The sequence below is a fragment of the Methanobrevibacter sp. genome (assembly GCF_045611865.1).
Lineage (GTDB): Archaea > Methanobacteriota > Methanobacteria > Methanobacteriales > Methanobacteriaceae > Methanocatella.
Window position 1 is genome coordinate 1 of record NZ_JAZKXX010000079.1, and the last position, 26,238, is coordinate 26,238.

A 26,238-nucleotide genomic window follows, 5' to 3' on the forward strand; every position below is an offset into this window, starting at 1 on the left:
GGAGGAGTTGCCAATCATTTAATTTACAAAGCAAGATTAATACTAAGGAATGTTAATAAACACTGTATTATCATATGTGAATCACCAGTAGACTGTGAAGATTTTGCTAAAATTGGAGTAAAAACTTCTAAAGTAATGCCAGATGATAATGACATTAAAACTATGGGTACTATTGATGATATTGTTACAGGGGTTATCCGAGGTCAAACAATTTCACAAGACAAATTAGATGAAATTATTAGAAAAGTTAAATTAGCATTAGGAGATGCATAATTATGGTACAAATTTATCCAGGTACTTCTCAGGTTGCTCAAAACAGAAGAAACTTCACTAACCCTGAATACGAGTTAGAAAAGTTAAGAGAAATTTCTGATGAAGACGTAGTAAAAATATTAGGTCATAAAGCTCCAGGTGAAGAATACAAATCAGTTCACCCACCATTAGATGAAATGGACGAGCCAGATGACAGTGTAAGAGAATTAGTAGCACCAATCGACGGTGCAAAAGCAGGAGACAGAATCAGATACATTCAATTCGTAGACTCCATGTACTTCGCTCCAGCTCAACCTTTCTTAAGAGCAAGATCTTACTTAAGCAGATTCAGAGGAATCGATACTGGTACATTATCCGGAAGACAAGTAGTTGAAGCAAGAGAAAGAGACATCGAAAAACTCTCAAAAGTTCTCTTAGAAACTGAATACTTTGATACCGCAAGAACCGGTATTAGAGGTGGAAGTGTACACGGTCACTCCTTAAGATTAGATGAAAATGGTTTAATGTTCGACATGCTCAGAAGACAAGTATTCAACAAAGAAACCGGTAAAGTCGAAATGGTAAAAGACCAAATTGGTAAAGAATTAGACGAACCAGTTATCTTAGGTGAACCATTAGACGAAGAAACTTTAAGAGCAAAAACCACTATTTACAGAATAGATGGTGAAGCATACAAAGATGACGTAGACGCTGTAAAAGTTTGTCAAAGAATTCACGTGTCCAGATCCTTTGGTGCATTTAATCCAACTGTAGGATGGTAGATTAACATGGCTGATAAAAAATTCTTAGATGCAATGAAAAAGAAATTCGTTGAAGATCCAACTGAAAAAACAACCCAATTCTATAACATGGGTGGTTGGACCCAATCCGAAAGAAAAACTGCATTCGTAAATGAAGGTAAAGAAATTGCAGAAAAAAGAGGAATCCCAATGTACAACCCAGACATTGGTTCTCCTTTAGGTCAAAGAGCTTTAATGTCCTACCAATTATCCACTACTGATACTTTCGTTGAAGGTGACGATTTACACTACATCAACAACGCAGCTATCCAACAAGCTTGGGATGATATTAGAAGAACTGTAATTGTAGGATTAAACACTGCACACAACGTTCTCGAAAAAAGATTAGGTATTGAAGTTACTCCTGAAACCATTACAAACTACTTAGAAACTGTAAACCACGCTATGCCTGGTGCAGCAGTAGTTCAAGAACACATGGTAGAAACTGACCCATTAGTAGTACAAGATTCCTATGTAAAAGTTTTCACTGGTGACGACGAATTAGCTGACGAAATTGACTCAGCATTTGTTTTAGACATCAACAAAGAGTTCCCTGAAGAACAAGCTGAAGCTTTAAAAGCTGAAGTTGGTGGAGCTATTTGGCAAGCTGTAAGAATTCCATCCATTGTAGGAAGAGTCTGTGACGGTGGTAACACATCCAGATGGTCTGCTATGCAAATTGGTATGTCCATGATTTCTGCATACAACCAATGTGCTGGTGAAGGAGCTACTGGTGACTTCGCATACGCATCCAAACACGCAGAAGTTATTCACATGGGTACTTACTTACCTGTAAGAAGAGCAAGAGCAGAAAACGAACTTGGTGGAGTTCCATTCGGATTCATGGCAGATATCTGTCAAGGTTCCAGAGCTTACCCTGACGACCCTGTAAGATCAACCTTAGAAGTAGTAGCTTTAGGTGCTGCTTTATACGACCAAATTTGGTTAGGTTCTTACATGTCTGGTGGTGTAGGATTCACCCAATATGCTACCGCAGCATACACTGATAACGTATTAGACGACTTCACCTACTATGGTAAAGACTATGTCGAAGACAAATACGGTGGTTTAACTGAAGCACCTAACAACATGGACACTGTTCTTGATGTAGGTACTGAAGTAGCATTCTACGCATTAGAACAATACGAAGAATACCCAGCTTTACTCGAAACTCACTTCGGTGGATCTCAAAGAGCTTCCGTTATTTCCGCAGCTGCTGGTTGTTCCACTGCATTCGCTACTGGTAATGCACAAACTGGTTTAAGCGCATGGTACTTATCCATGTACTTACACAAAGAACAACACTCCAGATTAGGATTCTACGGTTTCGATTTACAAGACCAATGTGGTGCAGCTAACGTATTCTCCATCAGAAACGATGAAGGTTTACCACTCGAAATGAGAGGACCTAACTACCCTAACTACGCAATGAACGTAGGACACCAAGGTGAATACGCTGGTATTGCACAAGCACCTCACTCCGCTCGTGGAGACGCTTGGGCTTTCAACCCATTAGTAAAAATCGCATTTGCTGACAAAAACTTAGTATTTGACTTCAGTAAAGTACGTGAAGAATTTGCTAAAGGTGCATTAAGAGAATTCGAACCTGCTGGTGAAAGAACTGCTATTACCCCAGCAAAATAGATGGATAGAAACACATAGATAGGTGTATTTTTCACCTATCTATTATTTTATAAAAATCAAGTTAACTTGAAAAATTTCAAAACATTTATATAATAATAATTTAAAAGTATATATTAGATATTATAAAAATCAAGTTTACTTGAAATTTGAAGATGTATTATTAATAATATTATAAGGGCAAATTGTTGCCATGATTTTTGTATGGAACAAAAATCGATTTCATTCACGTTTATTAAATGATCAATTTAATAAAAAATATGGAGGAAAAAAATTATGGACCCTGTAACATTAGGTGTAGTTGCATTAATGGGTGCAGTTGCAACCATCGGAGGGGCTGCAGAGGACTTAGAATCCGATATCGGTTCTCAAAGTAACCCTAACTCCCAAGTTCAACTTGCTCCACAAATGGGACATTTACACCGTATGATAAACAAGGCGACTTCTGGTGAACCAGTCGCTTATGGTGTTTGGTGTGGTGTTGCTGGTGCTGTTGCATATTTAATTATGTCTGCAGGTATGATGCCTGTCGTAGCTATTGCAATTGGTGCTTGTGTCGCTGCTTTTGTTCACTCTATTTATACTGTTACATCCCACATGGGAAGGATTGTTGGACAATCTCAATTTGAACAACCATTGTTTATGGATGTATTAACACAATCCTTAGGACCTATTGCAGGTCACGGATTTATAACTAGTTTTTGTATTGTCGGAATTTCTTACTTAATGACCATTCCTTTAGGAAATGGTGATCCATTACACGTATTCCCATTACCACTCTTAGCAATGCTTTGGGGTATTGCTCTTGGTGCTATCGGTTCTTCAACTGGGGATGTACACTATGGTGCAGAAAGTGAGTATCAAAAATTCGAATTTGGTGGAGGAACCCCAGTAGCTATTCAAGGGGATATTGTTACTAAAGCTCCATTAGGTGCTAAAAACTCTATGGATGTAGTAAACTTCTGTGCTAAATTTGGTGGACCATTAACTGGTTTCTGTTTCGGTCTCGTTGTATTCTTTAGTTTCTGGAATACAGTAGTATTTGGAGTATATGGTGGTATTGTTGTAGGTATTATAATCATTATCTTATTAATTATCTTAGATGATAGATTAGAAGTATTTGCAAGAACCAAATATGGACCATATGAGGAAGAATAAGGAGGTTTCGATTATGGATCCAATTACATTAATTTTATTCATCGCAATAGGCGGTATTATGATTGGTGCAGGTGTGCACTTTATTCCTGTAGGAGGAGCTCCTGCAGCTATGGCAACCGCTACTGGTGTAGGTACCGGTACTGCTATGTTAGCTGCTGGTGCAGGTTTAACAGGACTTATTACTGCTGCAACCATGACAGGTGAACCATTTTATATAGTGGGTATAGGTGGTGCTATTGGTGCAATGATAATGATGGGTATTACTATGCTCATTGCTAACTTAATCTACATCTTCGGTGTAGGTATTGTTCCTGCTGCATCTAAAGTACCTGTAGACTGGATTACCAAACGTAATCAAGAAGCTTACAAAACTCCTGGTACCGAAGGTCACGGTGTACCTCTCACTTCATTTGTAAGTGGTCTTATTGGAGGTCTTCTTGGTGGTTTTGGTGGTGGATTAGTCTACTACGGAATTTATCAAGCTGTTCAAGACAGTACCTTTGTAACTGACCCTGCTGTAAGTATTGGTTTAGCTGCTATTTTAGGTGTAGGTGTGTTCTTTATTAACTCTGTAATCGCTTCATACAACATCGGTGGTACCATCGAAGGTATGCACGATCCAAAATTCAAAAGGATTGGTACTGGAGCAATTGCATGTGCTATCGCATCTATTGTTGTCGGAATCTTTTGTATTATTTTAACTGGAGGTATCTAAGATGTCTGCTGGTGGAAGTGCTGACGGTGCAGCTGCAGGTGCAGTAAGTTCAACTCACTTATTAATTTTAGGTATCGTTGGCGGATTACTTTGTATTTATTTATCAGGCTTTTTAGGCGATGTTATTGGCCCAGTTTTAGCTGGTATTGGTGCAGTTCTCGCAATTATATGGGGAGCAGATGCTATTCGTAGAGTAGCAAGTTACGGTTTAGGTACTGGTGTACCTTCTATTGGGTACATGTCCCTTTCTGTTGGTGTTATTTCTGCATTAGCAGGTGTTAGCTTAGCTACACTTTTAAAAATTGCACTTCTCGGACCTGTTGCAGGTTTAGTTATTGCTGTTATTATTGGTGCTATTATCGCTATTGTCGCAACTAAAATTGTAGGTATGAAAATCCCTATTATGCTTCAATGTACTGTTGAAATTGCTGGTGCTGCTACCTTATCAATTTTAGGATTTGCTGTTGCTATTGCAGGTTCATATGATATGACTGCAATTTATGAAAATGTTGTTGCTACTGGTTTTATTGCTGTATTATTTATTATGTGTACTATGGCTATCCAACACCCATTCAACGCATGTTTAGGACCTAACGAAGATCAAGTAAGAACTCTCAAATGTGCTTGTTCTACCGCATTCTTATCCATGACTATTGTTGGTCTTTTATCTGCTACTACTGGCGGATTAGGTTGGTTCGTTGTTTTAGTCGTAGGTTTAATCGGATGGATTGTTTCATTCAGAGCATTTGTATTAGCTTCATGTAATGACGCAGCATCAACCAAATGGGCTGGATTATGGCCTAAAGTGGAGCAATAGAATAGGAGGAATCAAATATGGCTCAAATGTTACCTATGGTTCAGGTTATACCTGAAATGAATTTCGCATTAGATCCTGCAACTGGGATCATCGGATCATCCTTAGGTGGAGGAGTTGTGCTCCTATCTATGGATGAAGTAAACGAACAAGTAGCAAAAGTTGAATTGGCTGCTGATGAATTAATGGCTTCTTTAGACCCATATACAAGCCCTGTCGGATCTTTCCCTGGAAGGGAAGGTTCCTATGTTACTGCAGGTATGTTAACTAACATGGTATATGGATTCTTATTAGCATCCTTCATTATATTTGCTGCATTACCAATTTTACAAGCGATGGGGGTATTATAGATGGCTGATAAAAAAGCTCCTGCAGATGGCTGGCCGGTTATTAGTGGGGATTACATTGTAGGTGATCCTGAAAGCCCTGTTGCAGTAACCACACTCGCTTCTCACATTGAAGGAGAATTATCTGGAGCAGCAATCGCAGGTCCATGTAAAACAGAAAACTTAGGAATAGAAAAAGTAGTTGCAAATATTATTTCAAATCCTAACATCCGTTTCTTAATCATTACTGGTGCTGAAGTACAAGGACACATTACTGGTCAAAGTATCAAAGCATTATACGAAAATGGAGCAGATCCGGATAAAAAGAAAATTATTGGAGCAACCGGAGCTATTCCTTTCGTAGAAAATGTTCCACTCGACGGTATTGAAAGATTCCAACAACAATTAGAAATCATAGATTTAATTGATACTGAAGATACTGGAGCAATTAATGCTAAAATCAAAGAATGTGTAGAAAAAGATCCAGGTGCTTTTGAAGAAGAAGCTATGGTTATTTCTGTAGATGAAGATGGCGGCGACGAAGACGATGGAGAAGAAATGAAAGTTGTATCTGCTGAAACTGCTCTTATTGAAGCAAGAATCAGAGATATTAACACTAAAATCGACATGGTTGGAGCTGTTCAAAGAAATATGGCTGGTAATTATGCTGGTAAAGTTCAAGGTATAATGATTGGATTAGCTTTTACTTTAATCATTGGAGTTTTATTCTTGATTTAAAGGGGGATTAATTATGGTACAAATTTCAAATAAACCAAACATAAGCAGTATGAAAACTGCAGCTGATGATGCTGAATACAGTTCAAAACTCCTTGCAAGAGAAGGTAAATTATTTGCCGGTTTACTCGCAACTAGAGTAAAAGGGTTTGCAATTGGTATTTGCATTGCTTTACTCTTAATCGTAATTATTCCTTTCATTGCAAAAGCAATAGGATTATAGAGGTGTTATTATGAGTGACGAAAATTCAATACCTCAAGTAATGGTTTCCGCAGACGATTTCAACCCTATCGTTGCAAAATTAAATGATGCAGAAGAAAAAGTTGATTTCACTGTTGGGGAATATTATCAACGTTTAGGCCAACAAACTGGTAGAGATGTTGGTATATTGTATGGTATTATACTTGGATTAATTATTTTAATTGTAGCTATAAAATTCGGTATAGCTTCAATGTTAGCTACCTTATTATAGGAGGTTTATACTTATGTTTAGATTTGACAAAGAACAACTCGTAGTAGATATTGCTGGAGTAAAAATGGGAGGACAACCTGGTGAATACCCTACCGTTTTAGCAGGAACTATCTTCTACGGAGGACACAAAATTATTAGTGATGAAAAAGAAGGTATCTTTGATAAAGATGCTGCTGAAGGATTAATTAAAACTATGGAAGAAATGTCTGATGTAACTGGAAACCCTTGTGTTATACAAAATTTCGGTGCTACTGCAGAAGCTATGGTAAAATACTTAGAATTTGTAGGAGAAGTCAGTGACAAACCTTTCCTTATCGACTCAACTGCAGCTGCAGCAAAAATTGCGGGTGTAGAATATGTTCAAGATGTTGGATTAGCTGAAAGAGCTGTATACAACTCTATAAGTATGGCAGCAGAACCTGCAGAAATTGAAGCTGTTAAAAACTCAGACATCGACGCATCCATTCTCTTAGGTTTCAACCCAATGACTCCTGGTGTAGAAGGAAAAATCGAAATTTGGGAAACTGGTGGAGCTGTAATCGACCAAGGTATTCTTGAAATGGCTGACGAATGTGGAATCACCAAACCATGGATGGACGTAGCAGTTACTCCATTAGGTCAAGGTGCAGGACCTGCTGTAAGAACCGCTTATGCTGTAAAAGCTAAATGGGGATACCCAGTAGGATCTGGTATTCACAACGTACCTTCCGCATGGGACTGGTTAAGAGGATACAAAAAAGAACACAAAGAAGCATGGCCTGTTTGTGATATTGGTTCTAACATCGTACAACAAATGGCTGGTGGAGACTTCGTTCTTTTCGGACCTATCGAAAACTCCAGACTCGCATTCCCAGCATGTGGTATGGCTGATATTATGATTGCTGAAGCAGCAAAAGATATCGGTACAGAACCTGTAGAAGACCACCCAATTAACAAATTATTATAGGTATAAGGGTCCCGATTAGATGATTTATTCATCTAATCATTTTTTTCTATTTTTTTTTAACTACTTTTTTTCAAGAAACTTTTAATAAAATTTATATTATTATAAAAAGATATTTATAATCAAGTTTTTATTGAGGTTATAAAATGTCTTTTTTAAGTAAAATTTTTAATAAAGGTCCTAAACCTGTTATTGCTCATTCTAAGGAAGGCAATTTAGGCACATTGACTGCTCAACAAGCAGGACCTGCAAGTCCGGGTGCTGTTAGAAAACCAGATGTTTATTATGTTACTGCTTCTGTTGAGTTAGGTAACACTACAACCAAATGTATTGTCATGGCAACAAATTTAAACACTAGTGAATCTTATTTGTTAAACAAAACTGTTAAAATGACAAGGGATATCAGACCGCCTAAACCTTCAGAAGATGTTTTCGGTAAGACTGTTTGGGGAATTGAACTTTCTAAAGAAGCTGTTACTGAGCTTATTAGGGATACTGTTTTGGAATCCCTTAGAAAGTGTCATGTTGATAAAGATACTGATTTGGACTTTGTTGTAAGGTCAACTGGTGTAACTGCTGGTTTTGCAACTGCTGAAGAAGCAGGTCAACTTATTATTGCTCTTGCTGACGGTTGTCTTGAAGCAGATATTCCACCGCGTAAGATGTCTCCTGCAATGAGTGTTTCTCAGCTTCCTGAAAAATTACAAAAACATACTCTTTTGGAAAACATCATGTTTGATGGTGCTGTTGTAAGTGTAGTTCCTCCTGAGGGTAAGGAAACTGTTGCAAACGAGATGGAAGGTGAATTGGTTACTGCAGGTATCAAATTAGGTGCTAAATGGACAGATGTTGATTATAGAAACCCTTGTGTTTCTCTTGACTTTGGTTCAACATTGGCTGGACGTATCGTTAATGATAATGAACCATATGCAAATACTGTAGGAAACTTCTTAGGTCTTGCTGGTGTTGTTAGTGACTCTCTTGCAAGAGGTTCAGGTTTAATCGATAAGAAGAATGGTGCTGCTTTAGATATATACTCAGATAAAGCAATGAAAAAGGCAAATCACAAACAAGCTGAAGCCAATGCTTTAGAAGCTCATAAATTGATTAATATTACTAAAGTTCCTATGGATGTTGAAAGATTCGGTACTGTTCCTGTTAATCCTGAAGCGGCTCAAAATGCTGGAACAACCTTGATTGGTTGTGATGTTGGATTTAATGGGGATAAACTTCCAGAATTGATGGATGTTGGTGCACAGTTCTATGATGAATATGGTCTTCCAACTTTACTTTCAACATTGGATTATGTTAGTACAAACATTGTTACAAGATGTTTGGATGTTGCATTTAAGGAAAATGTAATCATTCCGGGTTCTGCTTTAGGTATTACTGGTAGGGCAGGAATTACTGGACGCAAACCACAACTTATTTTAGAAGCAGTTCAAGATAAATTCGAAAACATAGTGTTTGTCGAAGACGGTCTTGCATTAGGTTCTGCTATCATGGCTCGTTGTATGAATTCAATGGGAACTCCTAAAGTGCCTATTGGAGGTAAACAAGGGGGTAGATGTATTCTTAAAGATCGTATGAAGATGGCTGGCGGTAAATTCGCTTAAATATTAGTGGTTTGTCATGATTTATGCAATTTTGATGGCTGGAGGTAGAGGAACTAGACTAAAAGTTCCTCAGGAAAAGCCTCTTTTCAAATTACATGATAAACCGTTAATTAAATATGTGATTGATAATCTAAATGCTTCTAAATTCATCGACAAAGTAATTATTGCGGTTAGTCCAAACACCTGTGAAACTACTAAATATTTGGAATCTTTTGATGATGATTTTCAGATTTTGGATACTTCAGGGGATGATTATCTAACTGATTTGTCTTATATTTTAGATTATTTTGAGAAAAAATCAAAAGAGGATATTTTACTTTTCATCAATGCTGATTTGCCATTCATATCCACAAAAACTATTGATTATGTCATTGATTTTTATTTAAAGTCAGATAAAGATGCATTATCTGTTTTGGTCCCTGTTGAAATTTTCAAAGAGTTGGGTCTTGATTATTCTTATGAATTTGATGGAAATGTTCCTTCAGGTTTAAATATCTTGAGAAGTGAAAATATCATTCAGGATGAAGATCAATTAGTTATTCCAAAAGTTGAACTTGCATTGAATATTAATACGATTCCTGATAGCAAAGTTGCTGAAAAGTTATACAATCAGTATTATATTTAAATATGATGAAGTTAAATATTTACATAAGTGAATTTAATTTTTATTAGGTGATTTAATGGAAAATAAACAAATTCCTAAAAGAGAAGAAAAATTATGGAGTGAAATCAGAAATTATCAAGTAGCCACCAACAATGCACGTATCTTGGGTGTATTAGACGAATTAATCATCAACGAAAAAACCGGTAAAATCGTTGATATTGCAATTAGGGTTGAAAGTGACCGTAATATTCATGTAAAAGGTGCTAAAAGAAACGGTGACTTATTGTTAGTTCCTTTTGCTAAAGTTGAAAAAGTCGGCGAATTTATTATTGTAACTGAATAATTTCAGTTATTCTTTTTTTATTATTTTACTATTTTTTGCACTATTTCAAACTGTGTGTTAACTATTTATATTTTCAAATCAATAGTAATACTAGTATAACAAATTCATATTTTTTTTTAAGGTGATTAAATGTTGCTTGAAATAGAAAATTTAGGCGTTGAAGTAGCCGGTAAAAGGGTTTTAAAGAATGTTAACCTTTCTATTGATGAAGGTGAAACTCATGTTCTTTTAGGCCCAAATGGTGCTGGTAAAAGTACTTTATTTTTAACAATATTGGGGTTCCCAAATTATAATGTTGTTCAAGGTACAATAAAGTTCAAAGGCCAAGACATTACTGGTTTGACAACTGCTGAGAGAGTTAAATTAGGTATAGGCGTTAGTTTTCAAACACCTCCGTCTATTAGGGGGGTTTCAGTTGGAGATTTATTAAAAATCATATCTCATCAAGATGTAAGTGAAGAATTAAATCCTAGAATGCATGGATTAGCTCAACAACTTAAATTTAATGATGAATTTTTAGAAAGAGATGTAAATTTCGGATTTTCTGGTGGAGAAGTTAAACGTTCTGAAATTTTGCAATTGCTTGCTCAAATGCCAGATTTCACCATGTTTGATGAACCTGATTCTGGTGTGGATATTGAAAATGTAGAATTATTGGCTTCTGAAATTGGAACATTGTTGGATAAAGATAAACCACAACGCAGCAGAAAAAGAAGTGGTCTTTTAATTACTCATTTAGGTTACATTTTAAATTTTGTTAGTGCAGATAAAGCACATGTTTTGATTGATGGTGCAATTTCTTGTTCTGGAAATCCTTCTGAAATTTTAGAAGATATTAGGAAAAACGGTTTTAATGGATGTGTTGAGTGTGCGCAATGTTTATGAAGATGCTGAAAGAGCAAAAGATAAAAAAGCAGCTTTAGGTGCTGATATAACTATTGAGAATTTCACTGATGAGACTGTAAATGCTTTAGACATGCTTGATGACTTGGATGATTTATCAAAACAAACCCAAAAAGATTTGTTAAAAGTAGGTATCGACACTGAAGAAAGTAATAGGTCCGGTTCATTTTTACAAGTAGATCAAAGTAATGTTTTTACAAACAATTCAATATCTGATTCAATTGAAGTTATGAATATGGGTGTTGCATTAGAGAAATATAGTTGGTTGGAAGATTATCTTTGGAATGTTGTTAAACCAGATGCAGATAAATATACTGCAAAAACTGCTTTAAATGAACAAGAGAATGGTGTTTTAAGCGGTTATTTTGTAAGGTCTCTTCCAGGAACTAAGGAAGTAATGCCTGTACAGGCGTGCATGTTTATAAGTGATGAAGATATTATGCAAACAGCTCACAATGTTATCATTGCTGAAGAGAACTCTGAATTACATTTAATTACTGGTTGTGCAACCGGTGATGATGTAGGTTCTGCAATGCACGTCGGTGTATCCGAAATGTATTTAAAACCAGGTTCTAAGATTACTTTCACAATGGTTCACAATTGGGCTGAACAAGTTGAAGTGCGTCCGAGAACTGGTGTTAAATTGATGGATGATTCAACTTATATTAACAATTACATTTTAACTAGTCCTGTAAGCACTATTCAATCATTCCCTACTGCTTATTGTGATGGTAAAAATTCAAGGGCTATTTTCCAAAGTATCCAAGCCGGTAAAAAAGATTCAATAATCGATGTGGGATCCAGAGCTTTGTTAAATGCCGAAGGTGCTAGAGGGGAAGTTATCTCAAGAGCTGTTGCTCAAGACGAATCTCAAATATATGCAAGGGGTCATCTTGCAGGTACTGTGCCTGATGTTAAAGGTCATTTGGAATGTCATGGATTAGTTTTGTCTGATGACAGTTTTATTTATGCAGTCCCTGAACTTGAAGCTAGTTCTGCAAACTTAGAAATGTCTCACGAAGCGGCTGTTGGTAAAATTTCTGAAGAAGAGATTAATTATTTAACTTCAAGAGGTATTGAGGAAGAAGAAGCTGAATCCATGATTGTTAGAGGATTTTTAAACATGGATATTACTGGACTTCCTGATGAATTAGCTCAGTTAACTCAAAATATGATTGATATGAGCCGTGATGGAATGTAATTCCATCTATATTTTCTTTTTTTCTTATTTTTAATGTATAATTTAGTTTTCAAAAATTCCGTTTCATAGTATATAAACTTTTTGACTTTATTTTCTAAGTAACCTTTATATTAATTATAAATGAAATATATTAATCAGTACATAATGTAATGCTGAGCTAGCTCATTACGTACAGAAATTGTGTTTTTAAGGCATACCTAAACAGTATTCCTTAAAAAAGAAATTTTAAAATTTTTTAAAAAACTTTAAAATTGGGTTTAGAAAGACGCAAGTTTTTCTAAAAACGGAAAAAATATGATAGAGGAGGAGAAACTCTATGGCTGATGATGTAAAAATTGTAATGTTTTGTTGCAACTGGTGTTCCTATGGAGGAGCAGACACAGCTGGTACTGCAAGGATGCAATACCCACCGAATATTAGAGTTATTCGTGTAATGTGTTCTGGAAGAATTGACCCACAATTTGTTTTAAAAGCATTTAAAGAAGGTGCTGACGGAGTATTTGTAGCTGGATGTCACATGGGTGACTGCCACTATGATGCAGGTAACTACAAATTAGATCGTAGAATGAGATTAATTTATAAATTAGTCGAAGATATGGGAATTGGAAAAGAAAGAGTTCACCACGACTGGATTTCCGCATCCGAAGGTGAAAAATTCTCTCAAGCTGTTAAAATGATGGTTAACAGAATCAAAGAGTTAGGTCCAGCTCCATTGAAAAAACAATTAGATGCTGAAGGATAGATTGGAGGAGTTAAATATGGCAGATAAAGTAAAAATAGGAACTATGTGGTTAGGCGGATGTTCCGGTTGCCACTTATCCATTGCGGATTTCCACGAATCCTTAATTGATGTAATGGAATTTGCAGATTTTGAATTTTCCCCTGTACTCATGGATACTAAATACGATGAAGTACCTGAATTAGATATTATCATCGTAGAAGGTGGAATCAGAAACGAAGAAAACAGAGAATTAGCTGAAATGTTAAACGAAAAAGCTAAAATGGTTATTTGTTACGGAACTTGTTCTTGTTACGGTGGTATTCCAGGTCTTGGAAACTTATGGACCGTTGAAGAATTAGAACAAGAAGCTTATATTAACTCAGTATCTACTGTAAACCCTGAAGGAATTATTCCTCACGAAGATGTACCTCATCTTGAAAGCAGAGTAAGACCTTTAAGTTCTGCTATGGATATTGACTTAATGATTCCAGGTTGTCCACCTCGTTCCGATGTTGTAGCTGAAGCTATTTTAACATTATTAAGAGGAGAAACTATTGAATTACCTTCAACTAACCTTTGTGAAGTATGTCCTAGAGAAAAACCACCTGCAGGTTTAGCAATGGACTTTATTAAAAGACAATTTGAATTAGGTGCTCCTGAACCTGATTTATGTTTAATTACCCAAGGTTTAGTATGTATGGGTCCTGCTACAGTATCTTTATGTGGTGCTGAATGTCCTTCTATTGGTATTCAATGTAGAGGATGTTACGGTCCTACCGCTAAAGTATTAGACCAAGGAGCTAAAATGATCAGTGCGATTGCATCTGACTACGGTGTACAAGAAGATAAAACCGTTGATCCTGAAACTGTCGCAGAGCAATTAGATGATATTGTAGGTACTTTCTATAGTTACACATTAGCTGCAGCTTTAGTGCCTATGAAAATGCAGAAAGGAGGAGAATAAAATGGTTAAACTTACTATGGAGCCTGTCACTCGTATTGAAGGACACGCTAAAATTACAGTACATCTTGACGATGCTGGAAATGTAGAAGAAACAAGATTACATGTTATGGAATTCAGAGGTTTCGAAAAATTCTTAACAGGCCGTCCTGTAGAAGAATTACCAAGATTAGTACCTCGTATTTGTGGTATTTGTGATGTACAACACCACTTAGCAGCTGCTAAAGCAGTGGACCAAATTTTCGGTTTCGATGATTACGAAATTTTACCTGCTGCATACAGAATGAGAGAAATTATGAACTGGGGTTCATACATGCACTCCCACGCACTTCATTTCTACTTCTTAGCTGCACCAGATTTAATTATTCCTAACGGAACTAGAAAAACTAGAAACGTATTCCAAGTTATTAAAGATATGCCGGAAATAGCACTTCAAGCAATTAACATCAGAAGAAACGGTTTAGAAATGGTTAGAAAAATCGGTGGTCGTCCAATTCACCCAACTTCATCCACTCCTGGTGGTATTTCTACCGAATTAGATGATGAAACTCAAAAAGACTTACTTAAAAGAGCTCAAGAAAACGTGGAATTAGCACAAGCTACTTTAGACTTAGCTATTCCTGTATTTGAAGAAAACATTGACTTAATTGCTTCATTAGGTAACTTCGGTGACACTAGACACTGTGGTATCGTAAAACCTGATGGAACTTGGGATGTATATAATGGTAACGTAAGATTCAAAGACAAAGATGGTAGTGACCTTTTCGAATACAGAAACGAAGAGTACACAGACATTGTTGCAGAACACGTAAAACCTTACTCCTGGTTAAAATTCCCTTACATTAAAGAAATGGGATACCCAGAAGGTATTTACAGAGTTGCACCATTATCTAGGATTAATGTTTGTGACCAAATGCCTAAAGAAGCACCTCTTGCACAAGAAGCTCTTAAAGCTTTCCGTGATGCTTTCGGATATGCACAAGCACCATTATTATTCAACTATGCTAGACTTATTGAATTGTTAGCATCTGCTGAATGTGCTGCTGCTGCATTAGAAGAAGATTTATCCGCTCAAAAATTCCCAGATGAATTAGAAAGAACCGAAGGTAAAGGTGTAGGTATTGTAGAAGCTCCTCGTGGTACTTTAATCCACCATTACGAATCCGACGATAATGGATTATGTACTTATGCTAACATTGTTGTAGCTACAATCCAAAACAACCCTGCTATGGAAATGGGTATCCACCAAGTTGCTAAAGACTACATCAAACCTGGCGTAGAAGTAGATGATAGTATCTTTAACTTAATGGAAATGGTTATTAGAGCTTACGACCCATGTTTATCTTGTGCTACCCACTCAATGGATAGTCAAATGAGATTAGCTGAAGTAGATATTGTAGACAGTGAAGGAAACCTCATTAAAAAATTCTAAATTTAAGGGGGTTTTTATAAATGATTGTATTTAACGAAGATGGCTGTATAAAATGTGGTGCTTGTGAAGGTACTTGCCCTACATCAGCTATTGAAATAACTCCTACTGCTATTATTCACTGTGATTGTTGTGGTGAAGAACCTAAATGTGCAGATGTTTGTCCTAATGGAGCATTAAAATTAGAAGAATATGAAATTGCTGAAGGATTCTCCCAAGCAAGATTAGTATTTAACTCCATTTTATGTGACTCCTGTGGTAAATGTGAAGAAGTCTGTCCACAAGAAACCATTAAAGTAACCGGTGAAAAATTGAAAGAAGTTGAAGGTTTCTGTGTAATGTGTCAAAAATGTGTTGACATTTGCCCAGTAGATGTAATTGGAATTCCTGGTCTTAAAGAACCTGCTGAATATGACCTTGATCTTAAAGGAAAAGGTCCTGTTTACATCAAAGATTGTGTTGGATGTGGAACTTGTGTAGAACCATGTCCTGTAAGTGCAATTACTCTTGAAGAAGTTGGAAGCCCAGTTACTGTAAATGATGATTGTATTAGATGTGGATTATGTTCACAAACATGTCCTTGGAATGCAATATTCATTGCTGAAAAAGTACCTGTTAAACGTTCTAAAGAAATCAAATCATTCACTTTCGACTCAGCTAAATGTATTGGTTGTAACACTTGTGTTGAAGCATGTCCTGGAGACTTCATTGCTGCAAACAGTTCTAGTTTAACTGTTGCTATTCCTAGTGTCTGTGCTGCATGTGGTTTATGTGTAAAACTTTGTCCTGTTGATGCATTAGAAATTGACATTGAATGGGGTGAAGGTGCACCTGTAGATGCAGAAGGTATAGGAAGAGATGCAGAAAAATGTGACTTCATTGGTGCATGTGCTAATAAATGTCCTACTGAAGCAATTCGTGTTGTTACCAAAACTGGTATGTTATGCCCTGCTTTAGAAGAGACTGATGCTGAACCATCTTTCACTAGTTGTATTAGATGTGGAGCATGTGCTTCCGTATGTTCTAACGATGCATTAAAAGTTGAACAATACGAAATCACTATTGATGGCGAACCTGTTGAAAGAGACAGAATTGCATTCAACCCATCTAAATGTGATCAATGTGGTGACTGTATCGAAGCATGTCCTTATGACATGATTCACAAAACAGACAATCCTAAATTACCAATTGCAGGATTCTGTACTTTATGTGGTCAATGTCTTGAAGCATGTCCAGAAGATGCATTGTGTTACAAATAGGTGTGATAACACACCTTCCTTTTTTCTTTTTTTTTAAAAACTAGTTATAATTTATTCATTACTGTTTTTCCATTAACAATTGTCATTACTGGCAATCCAATATATTCCCAACCGTCAAACGGAGAGTATTCAGCTTTTGTTTGAAATTCTTCAATATTAAATTTGCCTGATTGTTTTAAGTCAATCACAGTAAAATCAGCATCTTTTCCAATTGCAATTTCTCCTTTATTTTCAAGTCCGTATACTTCACTTGCATTTTTAGAAAAGATTTTTGGAATTACCTTTAAATCAATATTTCCTTTATTTACTTCAGTTAATAGTAATGGAACAACTGTTTCTAAATTCGGTATTCCAGTAGATGATTGCCAAACTCCTTTTGTTTTGTCTTTGAGTGTATGTGGGGCATGGTCTGTTCCAATTATTGATTTTTCATCCAAATCTTTTATAGTCACACTTTTTTCTTTTGGTCTTAGTGGGGGATTTGTTTTAATAAAAGTGCCATATGTATTATATGCTGAATTATCAAGTAGTAAATGGTGTGGTGTAAATTCCCAGCTTACTGGCATGTTTTTACTTGCATTTTTTACAAGACTTAATGATTTGGTTGAACTTAAATGGCATACATGTAATCTCAAATTATTAGCTCTTGCAAGTTCAATTGCTTGTTTTACTGATTCATCTTCACTTTCGGTTGGTCTTGCATAAGTATAGTCAATGGCTTCATTTTCATCTTTTTGCATGAGCTTTTCAGTTTCTCTTTCAACAATGGATTTTTTCTCACAATGTGTTGCAACAAGGCCATTGTAGTCACTTGTATTTTTTAAAGTTGATAAATCACTAAATATTTTTTCTAAACTTTCATCACTTTCAAGGTCCATAAATACTTTAAAAGATATTGGATTTAACTCAATCATATTTTCCATTTCATTTAAGTTATTGTGTCCTGCTTGAAGTTCAAAATTAACTACGGATTTGTTTTTTGCGATTTTTATCTTTTCTTTAAGTGCTTTGTATGTGTTTGTTTTTGGAAGTGTGTTTGGCATGTCGATAACTGTTGTAAATCCTCCAGCAGCAGCACTTAAGCTACCGGTTTTAAAATCTTCTTTTTGAGTTAATCCGGGATCTCTAAAATGTATGTGGGGGTCAATAAATCCGGGCAATATATAATTTTCTTTAATATCAATTATTTCATCACCTTTTAGGGGATTTTTTGAAATATCTGTAATTTTGCCATCTTCTACTTTAATGTGAAATTGGCCATCTTTATCCACCAATTTACAATTTTTTATTACCAAATCCATAATTAGTCTCCTATTGTTATACTCATATTTGTTGTTTCATATTTTTAAATCATAAGCTTTTTTTAATTAAAGATTAATATTTAATTTTATGTCTCAAGTTTCGGATATTCTCAAAAGGGATAAGGAATTATTTTTCAATGATTTGGCGGGGGAATGTAAAAATTCTGATACAACTTCAGATGTCAATTTGATAGCTGATTTTACTGAGTATAATCCTTTACATAACGGTCATTTTCATTGCATGAAAACTGCAAAAAGTATGTTTACTGACTCGTTATTTGTAGCTATTGTGCCGGGCCTATTTGAGAGAAGTGGTAGAGGCATCCCATATATATTGCCAAGGGAAATTAGGGCAGAAATTGCAATTTCTGTTGGTGCAGATATTGTTGTGGAAGGTCCTCCAATGGGAATAATGGGATCTGGTCAGTATTCATTATGTCTTTGTAAGATGTTTAAAGCATTAAATACTGATTATATTCCTAGAGGATACAAACCCCTTGAAGGATTTGATGAAATTTTAAAAAGAATTAATTTGGGCCATCATATTGCTCCAAAACCTTATAAAATTGTAGATAAAACTACTAATGAAATAATCTTAAAGGATAAACTTGAAGAAGATAATTATGTAATTACCTCTTTTTCAAATTCATTAAGTAAAATAGGTTTTGACTATAAAGATAAGTTTATTTTTGTTAAAAGAATTGAAGGTGTAAGTGGGACTTTAATCCGTCAAAGTATTCAAGAGGATAATTTTGACAATGTATTAGACATGATGCCTGCAAAAACAATTGAAGTTTTGAAAAGAGAAATTGGAAATGATTCTATAATTTATGGTATCCGGGACACAGAATCAATTTTAAACACATCCAATAATTTCGATTTTGAAGAATTGGTTGGTTTAAATCTATTCAATGATAAATTGGCTAAAAATATTATTGATAATCGGCCTTATGATAATCTAGAAAAATTAGAAAGAGCAATATTATATGGTTTTTCATCTCATTTTCGCCAAAGAATTTTAAGCATTTTAGAAAATCCAATCCCTAAAAGAGTAATTTCTGAATATATTGATAAATACCCATCAAATATTCGAATATTGGGCTATAAAAATAAAGAAAGTTTAAAAAAATTTAAAAATAAGGTAAATAATGAAAATATTTCATTATTTATTTAGTTAAAATATTATTAATTACATTTTGTGGAGTTTTAAGTCCATAAACAGCATCCATGAAAGTTGGATAGCTTGCATGTAATATGAATAAGTAAAGTAAATAGTACACAACAACTAATATTACAATAATCAATACAATTGTTAAGACAATGTCTATAGCACCCATAGGTTCTTTTTCATCTTTATAATTTATATTGTGTATGTTAGTTTCACTAGATTTAGACTTGCCTCTAATTTTATGTCCGCTTTTACCTTTTTGTTCATTTAAAATTTCAGCCCTAATTCTTGCTTCCATTTCTTCTGGAGTTTCATATTTAGGTTTTGGGGTTCCAGGTGTTTGAACTTCTTGAGGAACAACGTCTTCTTTTCTAGGTTTATATTCTTTTTTAGTTAAAGATCCAAATTGTTCTTCGTCTTTAGCTAATTGTTCGTTTAATGGAACATCATCGTCGAAATATAAATCATCAAGATATTTTTCATATTTATCCTCTAATTCTTGTCTAGCACTGGTTGTTTGTGGTTCATAACTGTGATCAGGATAAATGAAATCATCTTCACCAGTAGGTTCAGGTGTTAAAACTTGTTTTTCAGGTTCATAATCAAATTCGTTTTGTGCAACTTGTGGTTGCTCTATTTGTGGGGTTACACTTTTTTCTAAATTGGATTGATCTAAATCATTGGAAACAATATTATCTTTAATATTGTATGGGGAATCTTCGCCAATTCCGTTAAATTCTTTGGAATATGGGCTTTGATCTTCAGGAGTATATGGAATTTCCATTTTACTTTCTTCTTGTGGTTGATAAATTGTTTCATCAATAGGTTCTTGCATTGATGTTTGGGTTTGCACAGGTTCTTGTGCTACAACATTGTCGGTTTCTTGGGATTTATTATCTAAACTGAGACCGACAATTTTTTCTAAACATTCTTTACAGTAAGTTTTACCAGCAAGTTCTAAACCACATTCTTTACAAATATTTTTTCCACATATGGCACATTTGTCAGTGCCTTCTCTTTCAGGATGATAGTAACATTCCATAGTTTCCACTCTCTAACGAATTTAATTATACTAAATTTAATATATCTTTTTTTTATTTATATAAAACTTTTTATTATTATGTATTTTTTTAATAATTTTTGGATAGGAATTAATTTTTCTGTGTTTTTAAAATCTTTTCAACGACTATTTCAGAAGCTACCAAATCATCGGAAGTATTTAAAAAACTCCCAATATTTTCATTAGATAAACAGTATTCAATTTTATTTTTAGATAATTTTGATTCTAAATAACCTTCGTTATCGATTTCTAGTGAATCAAATACCACTTCAGCATCCTTTTCATCGTCATATGTAAAAATTATTTTACCCTTAATTTTCATAATCACACATCAATATATTTTTAGGTTATTCTTCATAAAATAATTTTTGAAAAATATGGTAACCTTTATTAATGACTTAATTAATATATTTAAGTATTCTATATATTACGATATATGATTTTTATATAGCTATTCAGTTTTAGATATTTCAAGTTATTATAGCTATTTCATTAAAAACATGTATTTCATGTTTATATTTGTTTCGGAGGAATAATTATGGTTCGTGCTTATACAAGAAGAGATTATATTAGAAAAACCCCAAATTCAAGAATCGTACAATTCGATATGGGTAACTTAAGAGATGAATTCCCAGTATCTGTAAGTTTAGCTGTTAAAAAACCAGCTCAAATCAGACACAATTCTTTAGAAGCTGCAAGGATTGCTTCTAACAGATTAATGCAAAGGGCTGCAGGTAGAATGGGTTACCACTTAAAATTAAGAGTATATCCTCACCAAATTGTTAGAGAAAACCCAATGGCAACCGGTGCAGGTGCGGATAGGGTACAAAGTGGTATGAGAAACGCTTTTGGTAAACCTATTAGTGTTGAAGCTATCGTTAAAAAAGATCAAAGAATCATCACTATCGATTGTCAAGAAAAGAACTTTGAAGAAGCTAAAGTTGCATTAAAAAGAGCAGGTATGAAATTACCAGTTCCATGTAAAATAGTTGTCGACAAAGGCGAAGAATTAATTAAATAGATTTTTTAATTAATTTTTTTTTACTCTTTTTTTTTAAAATATTTCCTATTTTTTTCACATAACTAATTATTTCAATTAAATATTTAAACTTTAAATTTTATATTAATATATAATATTGGCTATGTTTTTTACTATCTAAATATTGTCAATTTAATAATATTTTTAAACCAAGAGGTCATATTTCATGTATGTTAAAAAATTTGAGGATTTGAGTAAATCCGATATTGGAATTGCAGGTGGAAAAGGTGCTAATTTGGGTGAATTAACTCAAGCAGGTATTCCAGTACCGCCTGGTTTTGTAGTAACTGCACAAGCTTATGAAAAATTTATGGATGAAGCTGGAATTAATGATAATGTTATGAGTATTCTTGAAGAGATTGACATTAATGATACTAAGGCTCTTCAAGCAGCTTCTGAAGAAATTAAAAAAATCATTATCGAAGCTCCAATTCCAAATGATTTAGTTTTATTCATTCGCGAGTATTATAATGAACTTTGTCAAAGAGTTGGAGAAGATAATACTGATGTAGCTATTAGGTCATCAGCTACTGCAGAAGATTTACCGGAAGCTTCTTTTGCTGGTCAGCAAGACACTTTTTTACATGTTTCCGGAGATGATGAAGTTATTGAATATATCAGAAAATGTTGGGCATCTTTATTTGAAGCCAGAGCTATTTTTTACAGGGAAGAAAACAATTTCGAACACTCAAAAGTATACATTGCTGTTGTTGTTCAAAAAATGGCTAATGCTGATAAAGCTGGTGTAATGTTTACCGTAAACCCATCTACTGGTGAGGAAATTGCTTTAATCGAAGGATCATGGGGACTTGGAGAAGCAGTTGTATCTGGAGATGTTACTCCTGACAATTATCAAGTTGATAAAAAAGATAATGAAATAATCAATGTAACTATTAGTGATAAGAAAGTAATGTACACTAATGATGAAGCAGGAACAAGTATTAAAGTAGATGTCCCTGAAGAGTTAAGAAAAGAAAGAGTTTTATCTGATGAAGAGTTAATTGAATTAACTGAAATGGGTAAAAGAGTTCAAGCTCATTATGGTGAACCAATGGATACTGAATGGGCATTTGAAAAAGACATGTTATTCTTATTACAAGCAAGACCTATTACTACTTTAGGGGATGTTGATGAACCTGTTGATGATGTATCTTCTGATGTTGGTGAAGTTCTTGTCCGTGGTCTTGGGGCAAGTCCTGGTATGGCATCCGGTAAAGTTAAAATAGTTTTAGACATTGATGAATTAGATAAAATCGAAGATGGAGACATCATGGTAACTACTATGACTACTCCGGATATGGTTCCAGCTATGAGAAGAGCTAGTGGTATTGTTACTGATGAAGGTGGAGTAACTTGTCATGCATCTATTATTTCTCGTGAACTTGGAATTCCTTGTGTTGTCGGAACTGGAGATGCTACTAAAACCTTAAAAGAAAATTCTGGTGTTACTTTGGATGGTAAAAAAGGATTAGTATTTGATGGAATTTCCGAAACTAAAGAGGAAGTTGCTCCTGTCGCAGCTGCTGTTGGAGAAGCTCCAATCTTAACTGTAACTGAAGTTAAAGCTAATGTTAGTATGCCTGAAGCAGCAGAAAGAGCAGCAGCTACTGGTGCTGATGGTGTTGGACTCTTAAGAACTGAACACTTAATGTTAACTGCAGGTATTCACCCTGGTAAATTCATTGCTGATGGAAGAGAAGATGAATTAATTGACACTATTGCAGATAATGTTATGATTGTAGCAGATGCATTCTATCCAAAACCAGTATGGTACAGAACTCTAGATGCACCAACTGATGAATTTATTACATTAGAAGGTGGGGAAAATGAACCTAGGGAACACAACCCAATGCTTGGTTGGAGAGGAATCAGAAGAGAGCTTGATCAACCTGAAATTCTTAAATGCGAATTCAAAGCTATTAAAAAGTTACATGAAAAAGGATATACTAATATTGGAATCATGATTCCATTATCACAAAGTCCTGCTGAATTAGTTCAAGCTAAAGCTTTATGTTCAGAAGTAGGTTTAGAACCTCACAAGGATGTTGACTTTGGTATGATGGTTGAAATTCCTGCAGCTGCAATAATGATTGATGAGTATATTGACATTGGAATCGACTTTGTAAGTTTAGGAACCAACGATTTAACCCAATACACTCTTGCAGTTGACAGAAACAATGAGTTTGTAGCAAAACACTATACTGAAGAACACCCTGCAGTAATGAAATTAATTGAAAGAACAATTAAAAAATGTGTTGCAGCTGGTGTAAAATGTAGTATTTGTGGTCAAGCTGGTAGTGTACCTCACATTGTTGAAAAACTTGTAGGATTTGGAATTACAAGTGTATCCTCAAATGCAGATGCTATAGCAGAAGTTAGAAAGACTGTTGCTAGAGCTGAACAAAAAATTATTCTCGACGCTGCTCGTAAACGTTTAGAATAATCTTTTTATTTTCTTTTTTTTATTTTTATTTTATTAAATTATTTAAAAATCAGGTTATTGTATGGATGATAAGCCAATTGATAGAGAAGATATTTTAAAAGAATTGGATGAACTTCACAGGTTAGATTCTGATTATGCAGATGGAAGAATATTGGGTTCGATGTGTACTGAAGCACATCCGTTTGCAAAAGAGGTGTATTGTAAATTTTTAGATACTAATTTGGGAGATCCTGGTCTTTTTAAAGGAACAAAACAAATTGAAGGTAAAGTTATTAAATCTATTGGCGAGTTGTTGTCTATTGAAAATCCTTATGGTCATATTGTAACTGGGGGTACTGAAGCCAATCTCATGGCAATAAGGGCTGCAAGAAACCATGCTAGAAAATACAAAGGAATTGTCAATGGCGAGATTATCATTCCGGTGTCCGCTCATTTTTCATTTAAAAAAGCGGCGGACATGTTAAATTTAAAAATCATTGAAGCAGAACTTGATGAAAACTACAAAATAGATATAGATTCTCTTAAAAGTTCCATATCTGATAAAACGGTGGCTATTGTTGCTATTGCAGGAACAACCGAACTTGGTTTAATTGACCCTATTGAAGAAATTTCTAAGATAGCTTTAGAAAATAATATTTATTTCCATGTTGATGCGGCATTTGGAGGATTTTCAATTCCATTTTTAAGAGAAGCGGGTTATGATTTGCCAGTATTTGATTTTTCACTTGAAGGTGTTTGTTCAATTACTGTGGATCCTCATAAAATGGGTTTGGCCCCAATTCCCGCAGGAGGAATCCTTTTTAGAAAAGAAGAATATCTGGAAGTAATGGCTGTAGATTCTCCGTATTTGACTGTAAAAACACAATCAACTATTGTTGGGACTCGTCTTGGAGCATCTTCTGCTGCTACATATGCTATTATGAAATATTTTGGTAAAGAAGGTTACACTAAACTTGCAAAAGATTTGATGGAGAACACTATTTTCTTAAAAGAGGGGCTTGAAAATCTGGGTTATGATGTGGTTTGTGAGCCTGAATTAAATATTGTTGCATTTAATCATCCAAATATGGATACAAACAAACTGGCTGAAATATTAGAAAAATTTGGTTGGAAAGTATCTGTTGCTAAGTGCCCTAAATCCATTAGGGTTGTTTTAATGAATCATATTAAATTAAATCATTTAAAAGAGTTATTAGAAGATTTAAAAGAAATATATTAACTTCTAATCTTCTATTTTTTCAACATACATTAAAGGATAGTTTAATTCTTCAATGAACTCTATTCTGATTACTGCTTTTATGTCTTCCACTTTTGTATGGATTTTAACATCTAACATGTCTCCGGTTAGAGATGTGTAATCAAATTCAGTCATTGATTCTTCTAGTTTGTCGAATCTTATTTCAACTTCAACATCTTCTATTGCAGGTTGCAATTTTAAAGATTCTTCCATACTTGTTTCTAAACTTTTTTTGGTATTTTTATTGACGGGAGTACCCACAAACTGGTGGAATAATGCTCCCATACTAATGGCTCCTTCAAATATTGCTCTTTCCCTTGTGGTTATATTTGAAAAGTATTCTTTATCAACGTCCAATTAAAGTCCTCCATTTAAAAATATTATTTTATCATAAATCAGTTCGGATGGGATTGGATTTACACAACAGTAGAATAAAATCACAGATATGATTAATATAGTAGCTAAAATGTATATTCTTTCATCTTTGGAATAAATCAAACTGAATATTATTCCTGCTACTAAAAATATGGCTGAAATTATAAGCGCATTTGATTCTTGAGGGTTATCCTGAATAATTTCAGTATTTATAGGGTTTATACCATTCAATTCACAGTAAACAATTATTCTATTTTCTGTTGAACCAATCGGATCACAAGTAATTAAGTATAAGTTATTTTCACCTTCTATTTGTAGGTTATATGTTGCAGGAACAATTTCGCTACTTCTGACAGTATAGTTTAATTCTCCTATTCCGGGCCATTCCAATAGCAATGTATCACCAACACCCAACTCATTTAGCCTTAAAAATGGTGAGCCTTGAAGGGTTCTATGCCCATATAAGACTACAGGGTCTTTGGAAGGTAGATTTTCCCCAGGGTCACTTAAAACTCCCTGATTTAAGGATTCATTGTTGATTTTCTCATTAACTCCAATAGAAGGTATTAATATGGTGGGAGATTCGACATTTCGCTCAACAATAATTTTGGATGAGAAATAATTCACTTCTCCCATTGCATATAAACCTATAATCAGTATGCAGATAATAATGATTATAGTTGTAATACTAGGTTTTTTCATATTATCAACTTTGTCAAAT

28 protein-coding genes and 1 pseudogene are annotated in these 26,238 nt (G+C 34.6%); 24 read left to right on the plus strand and 5 right to left on the minus strand.

Annotated features, from left to right (window positions below; all coding sequences use genetic code 11):
- The 20 genes and pseudogenes from ACKI32_RS10100 to ACKI32_RS10195 form a co-directional block, all read left to right on the plus strand.
- Positions 1-273: pseudogene (locus ACKI32_RS10100) on the plus strand (methyl-coenzyme M reductase I operon protein C); the annotation flags it as partial.
- Positions 274-275: 2 nt separating this feature from the next.
- Positions 276-1,034: a coenzyme-B sulfoethylthiotransferase subunit gamma gene (mcrG, locus tag ACKI32_RS10105; RefSeq protein WP_407416042.1), complete on the plus strand. Its 759-nt coding sequence runs from the start codon at positions 276-278 to the stop codon at positions 1,032-1,034.
- 6 nt (positions 1,035-1,040) lie between these two features.
- On the plus strand, positions 1,041-2,696 hold the full coding sequence (mcrA, locus tag ACKI32_RS10110; protein ID WP_407416044.1) for a coenzyme-B sulfoethylthiotransferase subunit alpha: 1,656 nt from the start codon (positions 1,041-1,043) through the stop codon (positions 2,694-2,696).
- Positions 2,697-2,969: 273 nt separating this feature from the next.
- Complete coding sequence (mtrE, locus tag ACKI32_RS10115; protein WP_407416046.1) at positions 2,970-3,851, plus strand: tetrahydromethanopterin S-methyltransferase subunit E; 882 nt, start codon at positions 2,970-2,972, stop codon at positions 3,849-3,851.
- A 13-nt stretch (positions 3,852-3,864) separates the two neighbouring features.
- Positions 3,865-4,566, plus strand: a complete 702-nt coding sequence (gene mtrD, locus ACKI32_RS10120; protein ID WP_407416048.1) for a tetrahydromethanopterin S-methyltransferase subunit D — start codon at positions 3,865-3,867, stop codon at positions 4,564-4,566.
- Position 4,567: 1 nt separating this feature from the next.
- On the plus strand, positions 4,568-5,383 hold the full coding sequence (gene mtrC / locus ACKI32_RS10125; RefSeq protein WP_407416050.1) for a tetrahydromethanopterin S-methyltransferase subunit MtrC: 816 nt from the start codon (positions 4,568-4,570) through the stop codon (positions 5,381-5,383).
- Positions 5,384-5,400: 17 nt separating this feature from the next.
- Positions 5,401-5,730 (plus strand): tetrahydromethanopterin S-methyltransferase subunit B, encoded by a 330-nt coding sequence (locus ACKI32_RS10130; protein WP_407416052.1) that lies wholly within the window; start codon positions 5,401-5,403, stop codon positions 5,728-5,730.
- Positions 5,731-6,444 (plus strand): tetrahydromethanopterin S-methyltransferase subunit A, encoded by a 714-nt coding sequence (gene mtrA / locus ACKI32_RS10135; RefSeq protein ID WP_407416054.1) that lies wholly within the window; start codon positions 5,731-5,733, stop codon positions 6,442-6,444.
- Positions 6,445-6,457: 13 nt separating this feature from the next.
- The gene (locus ACKI32_RS10140) at positions 6,458-6,664 is read left to right on the plus strand and encodes a tetrahydromethanopterin S-methyltransferase subunit F (protein WP_407416056.1); all 207 of its coding nucleotides are present in this window, start codon (positions 6,458-6,460) and stop codon (positions 6,662-6,664) included.
- Between the two features lie 10 nt (positions 6,665-6,674).
- Positions 6,675-6,914: a tetrahydromethanopterin S-methyltransferase subunit MtrG gene (gene mtrG, locus ACKI32_RS10145; protein ID WP_407416058.1), complete on the plus strand. Its 240-nt coding sequence runs from the start codon at positions 6,675-6,677 to the stop codon at positions 6,912-6,914.
- 13 nt (positions 6,915-6,927) lie between these two features.
- Positions 6,928-7,860 (plus strand): tetrahydromethanopterin S-methyltransferase subunit H, encoded by a 933-nt coding sequence (gene mtrH / locus ACKI32_RS10150; RefSeq protein WP_407416060.1) that lies wholly within the window; start codon positions 6,928-6,930, stop codon positions 7,858-7,860.
- 143 nt (positions 7,861-8,003) lie between these two features.
- Positions 8,004-9,473 (plus strand): methanogenesis marker 14 protein, encoded by a 1,470-nt coding sequence (locus ACKI32_RS10155; RefSeq protein WP_407416062.1) that lies wholly within the window; start codon positions 8,004-8,006, stop codon positions 9,471-9,473.
- 16 nt (positions 9,474-9,489) lie between these two features.
- Positions 9,490-10,098: an NTP transferase domain-containing protein gene (locus ACKI32_RS10160; RefSeq protein ID WP_407416064.1), complete on the plus strand. Its 609-nt coding sequence runs from the start codon at positions 9,490-9,492 to the stop codon at positions 10,096-10,098.
- A 55-nt stretch (positions 10,099-10,153) separates the two neighbouring features.
- A complete protein-coding gene (locus ACKI32_RS10165) occupies positions 10,154-10,420 on the plus strand; it encodes a PRC-barrel domain-containing protein (RefSeq protein WP_292782924.1) in 267 nt (88 codons plus the stop codon).
- Between the two features lie 129 nt (positions 10,421-10,549).
- On the plus strand, positions 10,550-11,305 hold the full coding sequence (locus ACKI32_RS10170) for an ABC transporter ATP-binding protein (RefSeq protein WP_407416066.1): 756 nt from the start codon (positions 10,550-10,552) through the stop codon (positions 11,303-11,305).
- Positions 11,274-12,524 (plus strand): SufB/SufD family protein, encoded by a 1,251-nt coding sequence (locus tag ACKI32_RS10175; RefSeq protein WP_407416068.1) that lies wholly within the window; start codon positions 11,274-11,276, stop codon positions 12,522-12,524. The genes ACKI32_RS10170 and ACKI32_RS10175 overlap by 32 nt, the downstream gene beginning before the upstream one ends.
- 316 nt (positions 12,525-12,840) lie before the next feature.
- On the plus strand, positions 12,841-13,266 hold the full coding sequence (locus ACKI32_RS10180) for a hydrogenase iron-sulfur subunit (RefSeq protein WP_407416070.1): 426 nt from the start codon (positions 12,841-12,843) through the stop codon (positions 13,264-13,266).
- Positions 13,267-13,282: 16 nt separating this feature from the next.
- A complete protein-coding gene (locus ACKI32_RS10185; protein WP_407416072.1) occupies positions 13,283-14,209 on the plus strand; it encodes a F420-nonreducing hydrogenase in 927 nt (308 codons plus the stop codon).
- 1 nt (position 14,210) lies between these two features.
- A complete protein-coding gene (locus tag ACKI32_RS10190; RefSeq protein WP_407416074.1) occupies positions 14,211-15,638 on the plus strand; it encodes a Ni/Fe hydrogenase subunit alpha in 1,428 nt (475 codons plus the stop codon).
- A 20-nt stretch (positions 15,639-15,658) separates the two neighbouring features.
- Positions 15,659-16,894, plus strand: coding sequence for a 4Fe-4S binding protein (locus ACKI32_RS10195; RefSeq protein WP_407416076.1), 1,236 nt, complete (start codon positions 15,659-15,661; stop codon positions 16,892-16,894).
- Between the two features lie 44 nt (positions 16,895-16,938).
- Here ACKI32_RS10195 and ACKI32_RS10200 read toward each other — a convergent pair whose 3' ends face one another.
- Positions 16,939-18,195: a dihydroorotase gene (locus ACKI32_RS10200; RefSeq protein WP_407416078.1), complete on the minus strand. Its 1,257-nt coding sequence runs from the start codon at positions 18,193-18,195 to the stop codon at positions 16,939-16,941.
- A gap of 88 nt (positions 18,196-18,283) precedes the next feature.
- Between ACKI32_RS10200 and ACKI32_RS10205 the strand changes: the two genes are divergently transcribed.
- Positions 18,284-19,369 (plus strand): nucleotidyltransferase family protein, encoded by a 1,086-nt coding sequence (locus ACKI32_RS10205; protein ID WP_407416080.1) that lies wholly within the window; start codon positions 18,284-18,286, stop codon positions 19,367-19,369.
- Here ACKI32_RS10205 and ACKI32_RS10210 read toward each other — a convergent pair.
- Together ACKI32_RS10210 and ACKI32_RS10215 are read right to left on the minus strand one after the other, a co-directional pair.
- The gene (locus ACKI32_RS10210; RefSeq protein WP_407416082.1) at positions 19,362-20,405 is read right to left on the minus strand and encodes an ATPase; all 1,044 of its coding nucleotides are present in this window, start codon (positions 20,403-20,405) and stop codon (positions 19,362-19,364) included. The genes ACKI32_RS10205 and ACKI32_RS10210 overlap by 8 nt on opposite strands.
- Before the next feature lie 109 nt (positions 20,406-20,514).
- A complete protein-coding gene (locus ACKI32_RS10215; protein WP_407416084.1) occupies positions 20,515-20,745 on the minus strand; it encodes a KEOPS complex subunit Pcc1 in 231 nt (76 codons plus the stop codon).
- 216 nt (positions 20,746-20,961) lie between these two features.
- Here ACKI32_RS10215 and rplJ point away from each other — a divergent pair, with 216 nt between their 5' ends.
- The 3 genes from rplJ (at position 20,962) to mfnA (ending at position 25,124) form a co-directional block, all read left to right on the plus strand.
- The gene (gene rplJ, locus ACKI32_RS10220) at positions 20,962-21,444 is read left to right on the plus strand and encodes a 50S ribosomal protein L16 (protein WP_407416086.1); all 483 of its coding nucleotides are present in this window, start codon (positions 20,962-20,964) and stop codon (positions 21,442-21,444) included.
- 184 nt (positions 21,445-21,628) lie between these two features.
- A complete protein-coding gene (ppsA, locus tag ACKI32_RS10225; protein ID WP_407416088.1) occupies positions 21,629-23,905 on the plus strand; it encodes a phosphoenolpyruvate synthase in 2,277 nt (758 codons plus the stop codon).
- 61 nt (positions 23,906-23,966) lie between these two features.
- Positions 23,967-25,124: a tyrosine decarboxylase MfnA gene (gene mfnA, locus ACKI32_RS10230; protein WP_407416090.1), complete on the plus strand. Its 1,158-nt coding sequence runs from the start codon at positions 23,967-23,969 to the stop codon at positions 25,122-25,124.
- Between the two features lie 3 nt (positions 25,125-25,127).
- On the opposite strand, the gene ACKI32_RS10235 is transcribed toward mfnA, so the two are convergent.
- Both ACKI32_RS10235 and ACKI32_RS10240 read right to left on the minus strand, forming a co-directional pair.
- Entirely contained in the window at positions 25,128-25,499 is a 372-nt protein-coding gene (locus ACKI32_RS10235; RefSeq protein ID WP_407416092.1) for a dihydroneopterin aldolase family protein, read from the minus strand.
- The gene (locus tag ACKI32_RS10240; RefSeq protein ID WP_407416137.1) at positions 25,500-26,219 is read right to left on the minus strand and encodes a sortase; all 720 of its coding nucleotides are present in this window, start codon (positions 26,217-26,219) and stop codon (positions 25,500-25,502) included. It abuts the gene before it with no gap.
- Between the last annotated feature and the right edge of the window lie 19 nt (positions 26,220-26,238).

Bases quoted from the DNA above. Each gene is read 5' to 3' on its own strand.
- mtrD (WP_407416048.1), top strand. From the start codon at position 3,865: ATGGATCCAATTACATTAATTTTATTCATCGCAATAGGCGGTATTATG.
- ppsA (WP_407416088.1), top strand. From the start codon at position 21,629: ATGTATGTTAAAAAATTTGAGGATTTGAGTAAATCCGATATTGGAATT.
- ACKI32_RS10180 (WP_407416070.1), top strand. From the start codon at position 12,841: ATGGCTGATGATGTAAAAATTGTAATGTTTTGTTGCAACTGGTGTTCC.
- ACKI32_RS10210 (WP_407416082.1), bottom strand. From the start codon at position 20,405: ATGGAATGTTACTATCATCCTGAAAGAGAAGGCACTGACAAATGTGCC.
- ACKI32_RS10185 (WP_407416072.1), top strand. From the start codon at position 13,283: ATGGCAGATAAAGTAAAAATAGGAACTATGTGGTTAGGCGGATGTTCC.
- mtrA (WP_407416054.1), top strand. From the start codon at position 5,731: ATGGCTGATAAAAAAGCTCCTGCAGATGGCTGGCCGGTTATTAGTGGG.
- ACKI32_RS10205 (WP_407416080.1), top strand. From the start codon at position 18,284: ATGTCTCAAGTTTCGGATATTCTCAAAAGGGATAAGGAATTATTTTTC.
- ACKI32_RS10215 (WP_407416084.1), bottom strand. From the start codon at position 20,745: ATGAAAATTAAGGGTAAAATAATTTTTACATATGACGATGAAAAGGAT.
- mtrC (WP_407416050.1), top strand. From the start codon at position 4,568: ATGTCTGCTGGTGGAAGTGCTGACGGTGCAGCTGCAGGTGCAGTAAGT.
- mfnA (WP_407416090.1), top strand. From the start codon at position 23,967: ATGGATGATAAGCCAATTGATAGAGAAGATATTTTAAAAGAATTGGAT.
- ACKI32_RS10190 (WP_407416074.1), top strand. From the start codon at position 14,211: ATGGTTAAACTTACTATGGAGCCTGTCACTCGTATTGAAGGACACGCT.
- ACKI32_RS10140 (WP_407416056.1), top strand. From the start codon at position 6,458: ATGGTACAAATTTCAAATAAACCAAACATAAGCAGTATGAAAACTGCA.
- ACKI32_RS10200 (WP_407416078.1), bottom strand. From the start codon at position 18,195: ATGGATTTGGTAATAAAAAATTGTAAATTGGTGGATAAAGATGGCCAA.
- ACKI32_RS10130 (WP_407416052.1), top strand. From the start codon at position 5,401: ATGGCTCAAATGTTACCTATGGTTCAGGTTATACCTGAAATGAATTTC.
- ACKI32_RS10240 (WP_407416137.1), bottom strand. From the start codon at position 26,219: ATGAAAAAACCTAGTATTACAACTATAATCATTATTATCTGCATACTG.
- ACKI32_RS10165 (WP_292782924.1), top strand. From the start codon at position 10,154: ATGGAAAATAAACAAATTCCTAAAAGAGAAGAAAAATTATGGAGTGAA.
- ACKI32_RS10170 (WP_407416066.1), top strand. From the start codon at position 10,550: ATGTTGCTTGAAATAGAAAATTTAGGCGTTGAAGTAGCCGGTAAAAGG.
- ACKI32_RS10160 (WP_407416064.1), top strand. From the start codon at position 9,490: ATGATTTATGCAATTTTGATGGCTGGAGGTAGAGGAACTAGACTAAAA.
- mcrG (WP_407416042.1), top strand. From the start codon at position 276: ATGGTACAAATTTATCCAGGTACTTCTCAGGTTGCTCAAAACAGAAGA.
- ACKI32_RS10175 (WP_407416068.1), top strand. From the start codon at position 11,274: ATGGATGTGTTGAGTGTGCGCAATGTTTATGAAGATGCTGAAAGAGCA.
- mtrE (WP_407416046.1), top strand. From the start codon at position 2,970: ATGGACCCTGTAACATTAGGTGTAGTTGCATTAATGGGTGCAGTTGCA.
- ACKI32_RS10195 (WP_407416076.1), top strand. From the start codon at position 15,659: ATGATTGTATTTAACGAAGATGGCTGTATAAAATGTGGTGCTTGTGAA.
- mcrA (WP_407416044.1), top strand. From the start codon at position 1,041: ATGGCTGATAAAAAATTCTTAGATGCAATGAAAAAGAAATTCGTTGAA.
- ACKI32_RS10155 (WP_407416062.1), top strand. From the start codon at position 8,004: ATGTCTTTTTTAAGTAAAATTTTTAATAAAGGTCCTAAACCTGTTATT.
- rplJ (WP_407416086.1), top strand. From the start codon at position 20,962: ATGGTTCGTGCTTATACAAGAAGAGATTATATTAGAAAAACCCCAAAT.
- mtrG (WP_407416058.1), top strand. From the start codon at position 6,675: ATGAGTGACGAAAATTCAATACCTCAAGTAATGGTTTCCGCAGACGAT.
- mtrH (WP_407416060.1), top strand. From the start codon at position 6,928: ATGTTTAGATTTGACAAAGAACAACTCGTAGTAGATATTGCTGGAGTA.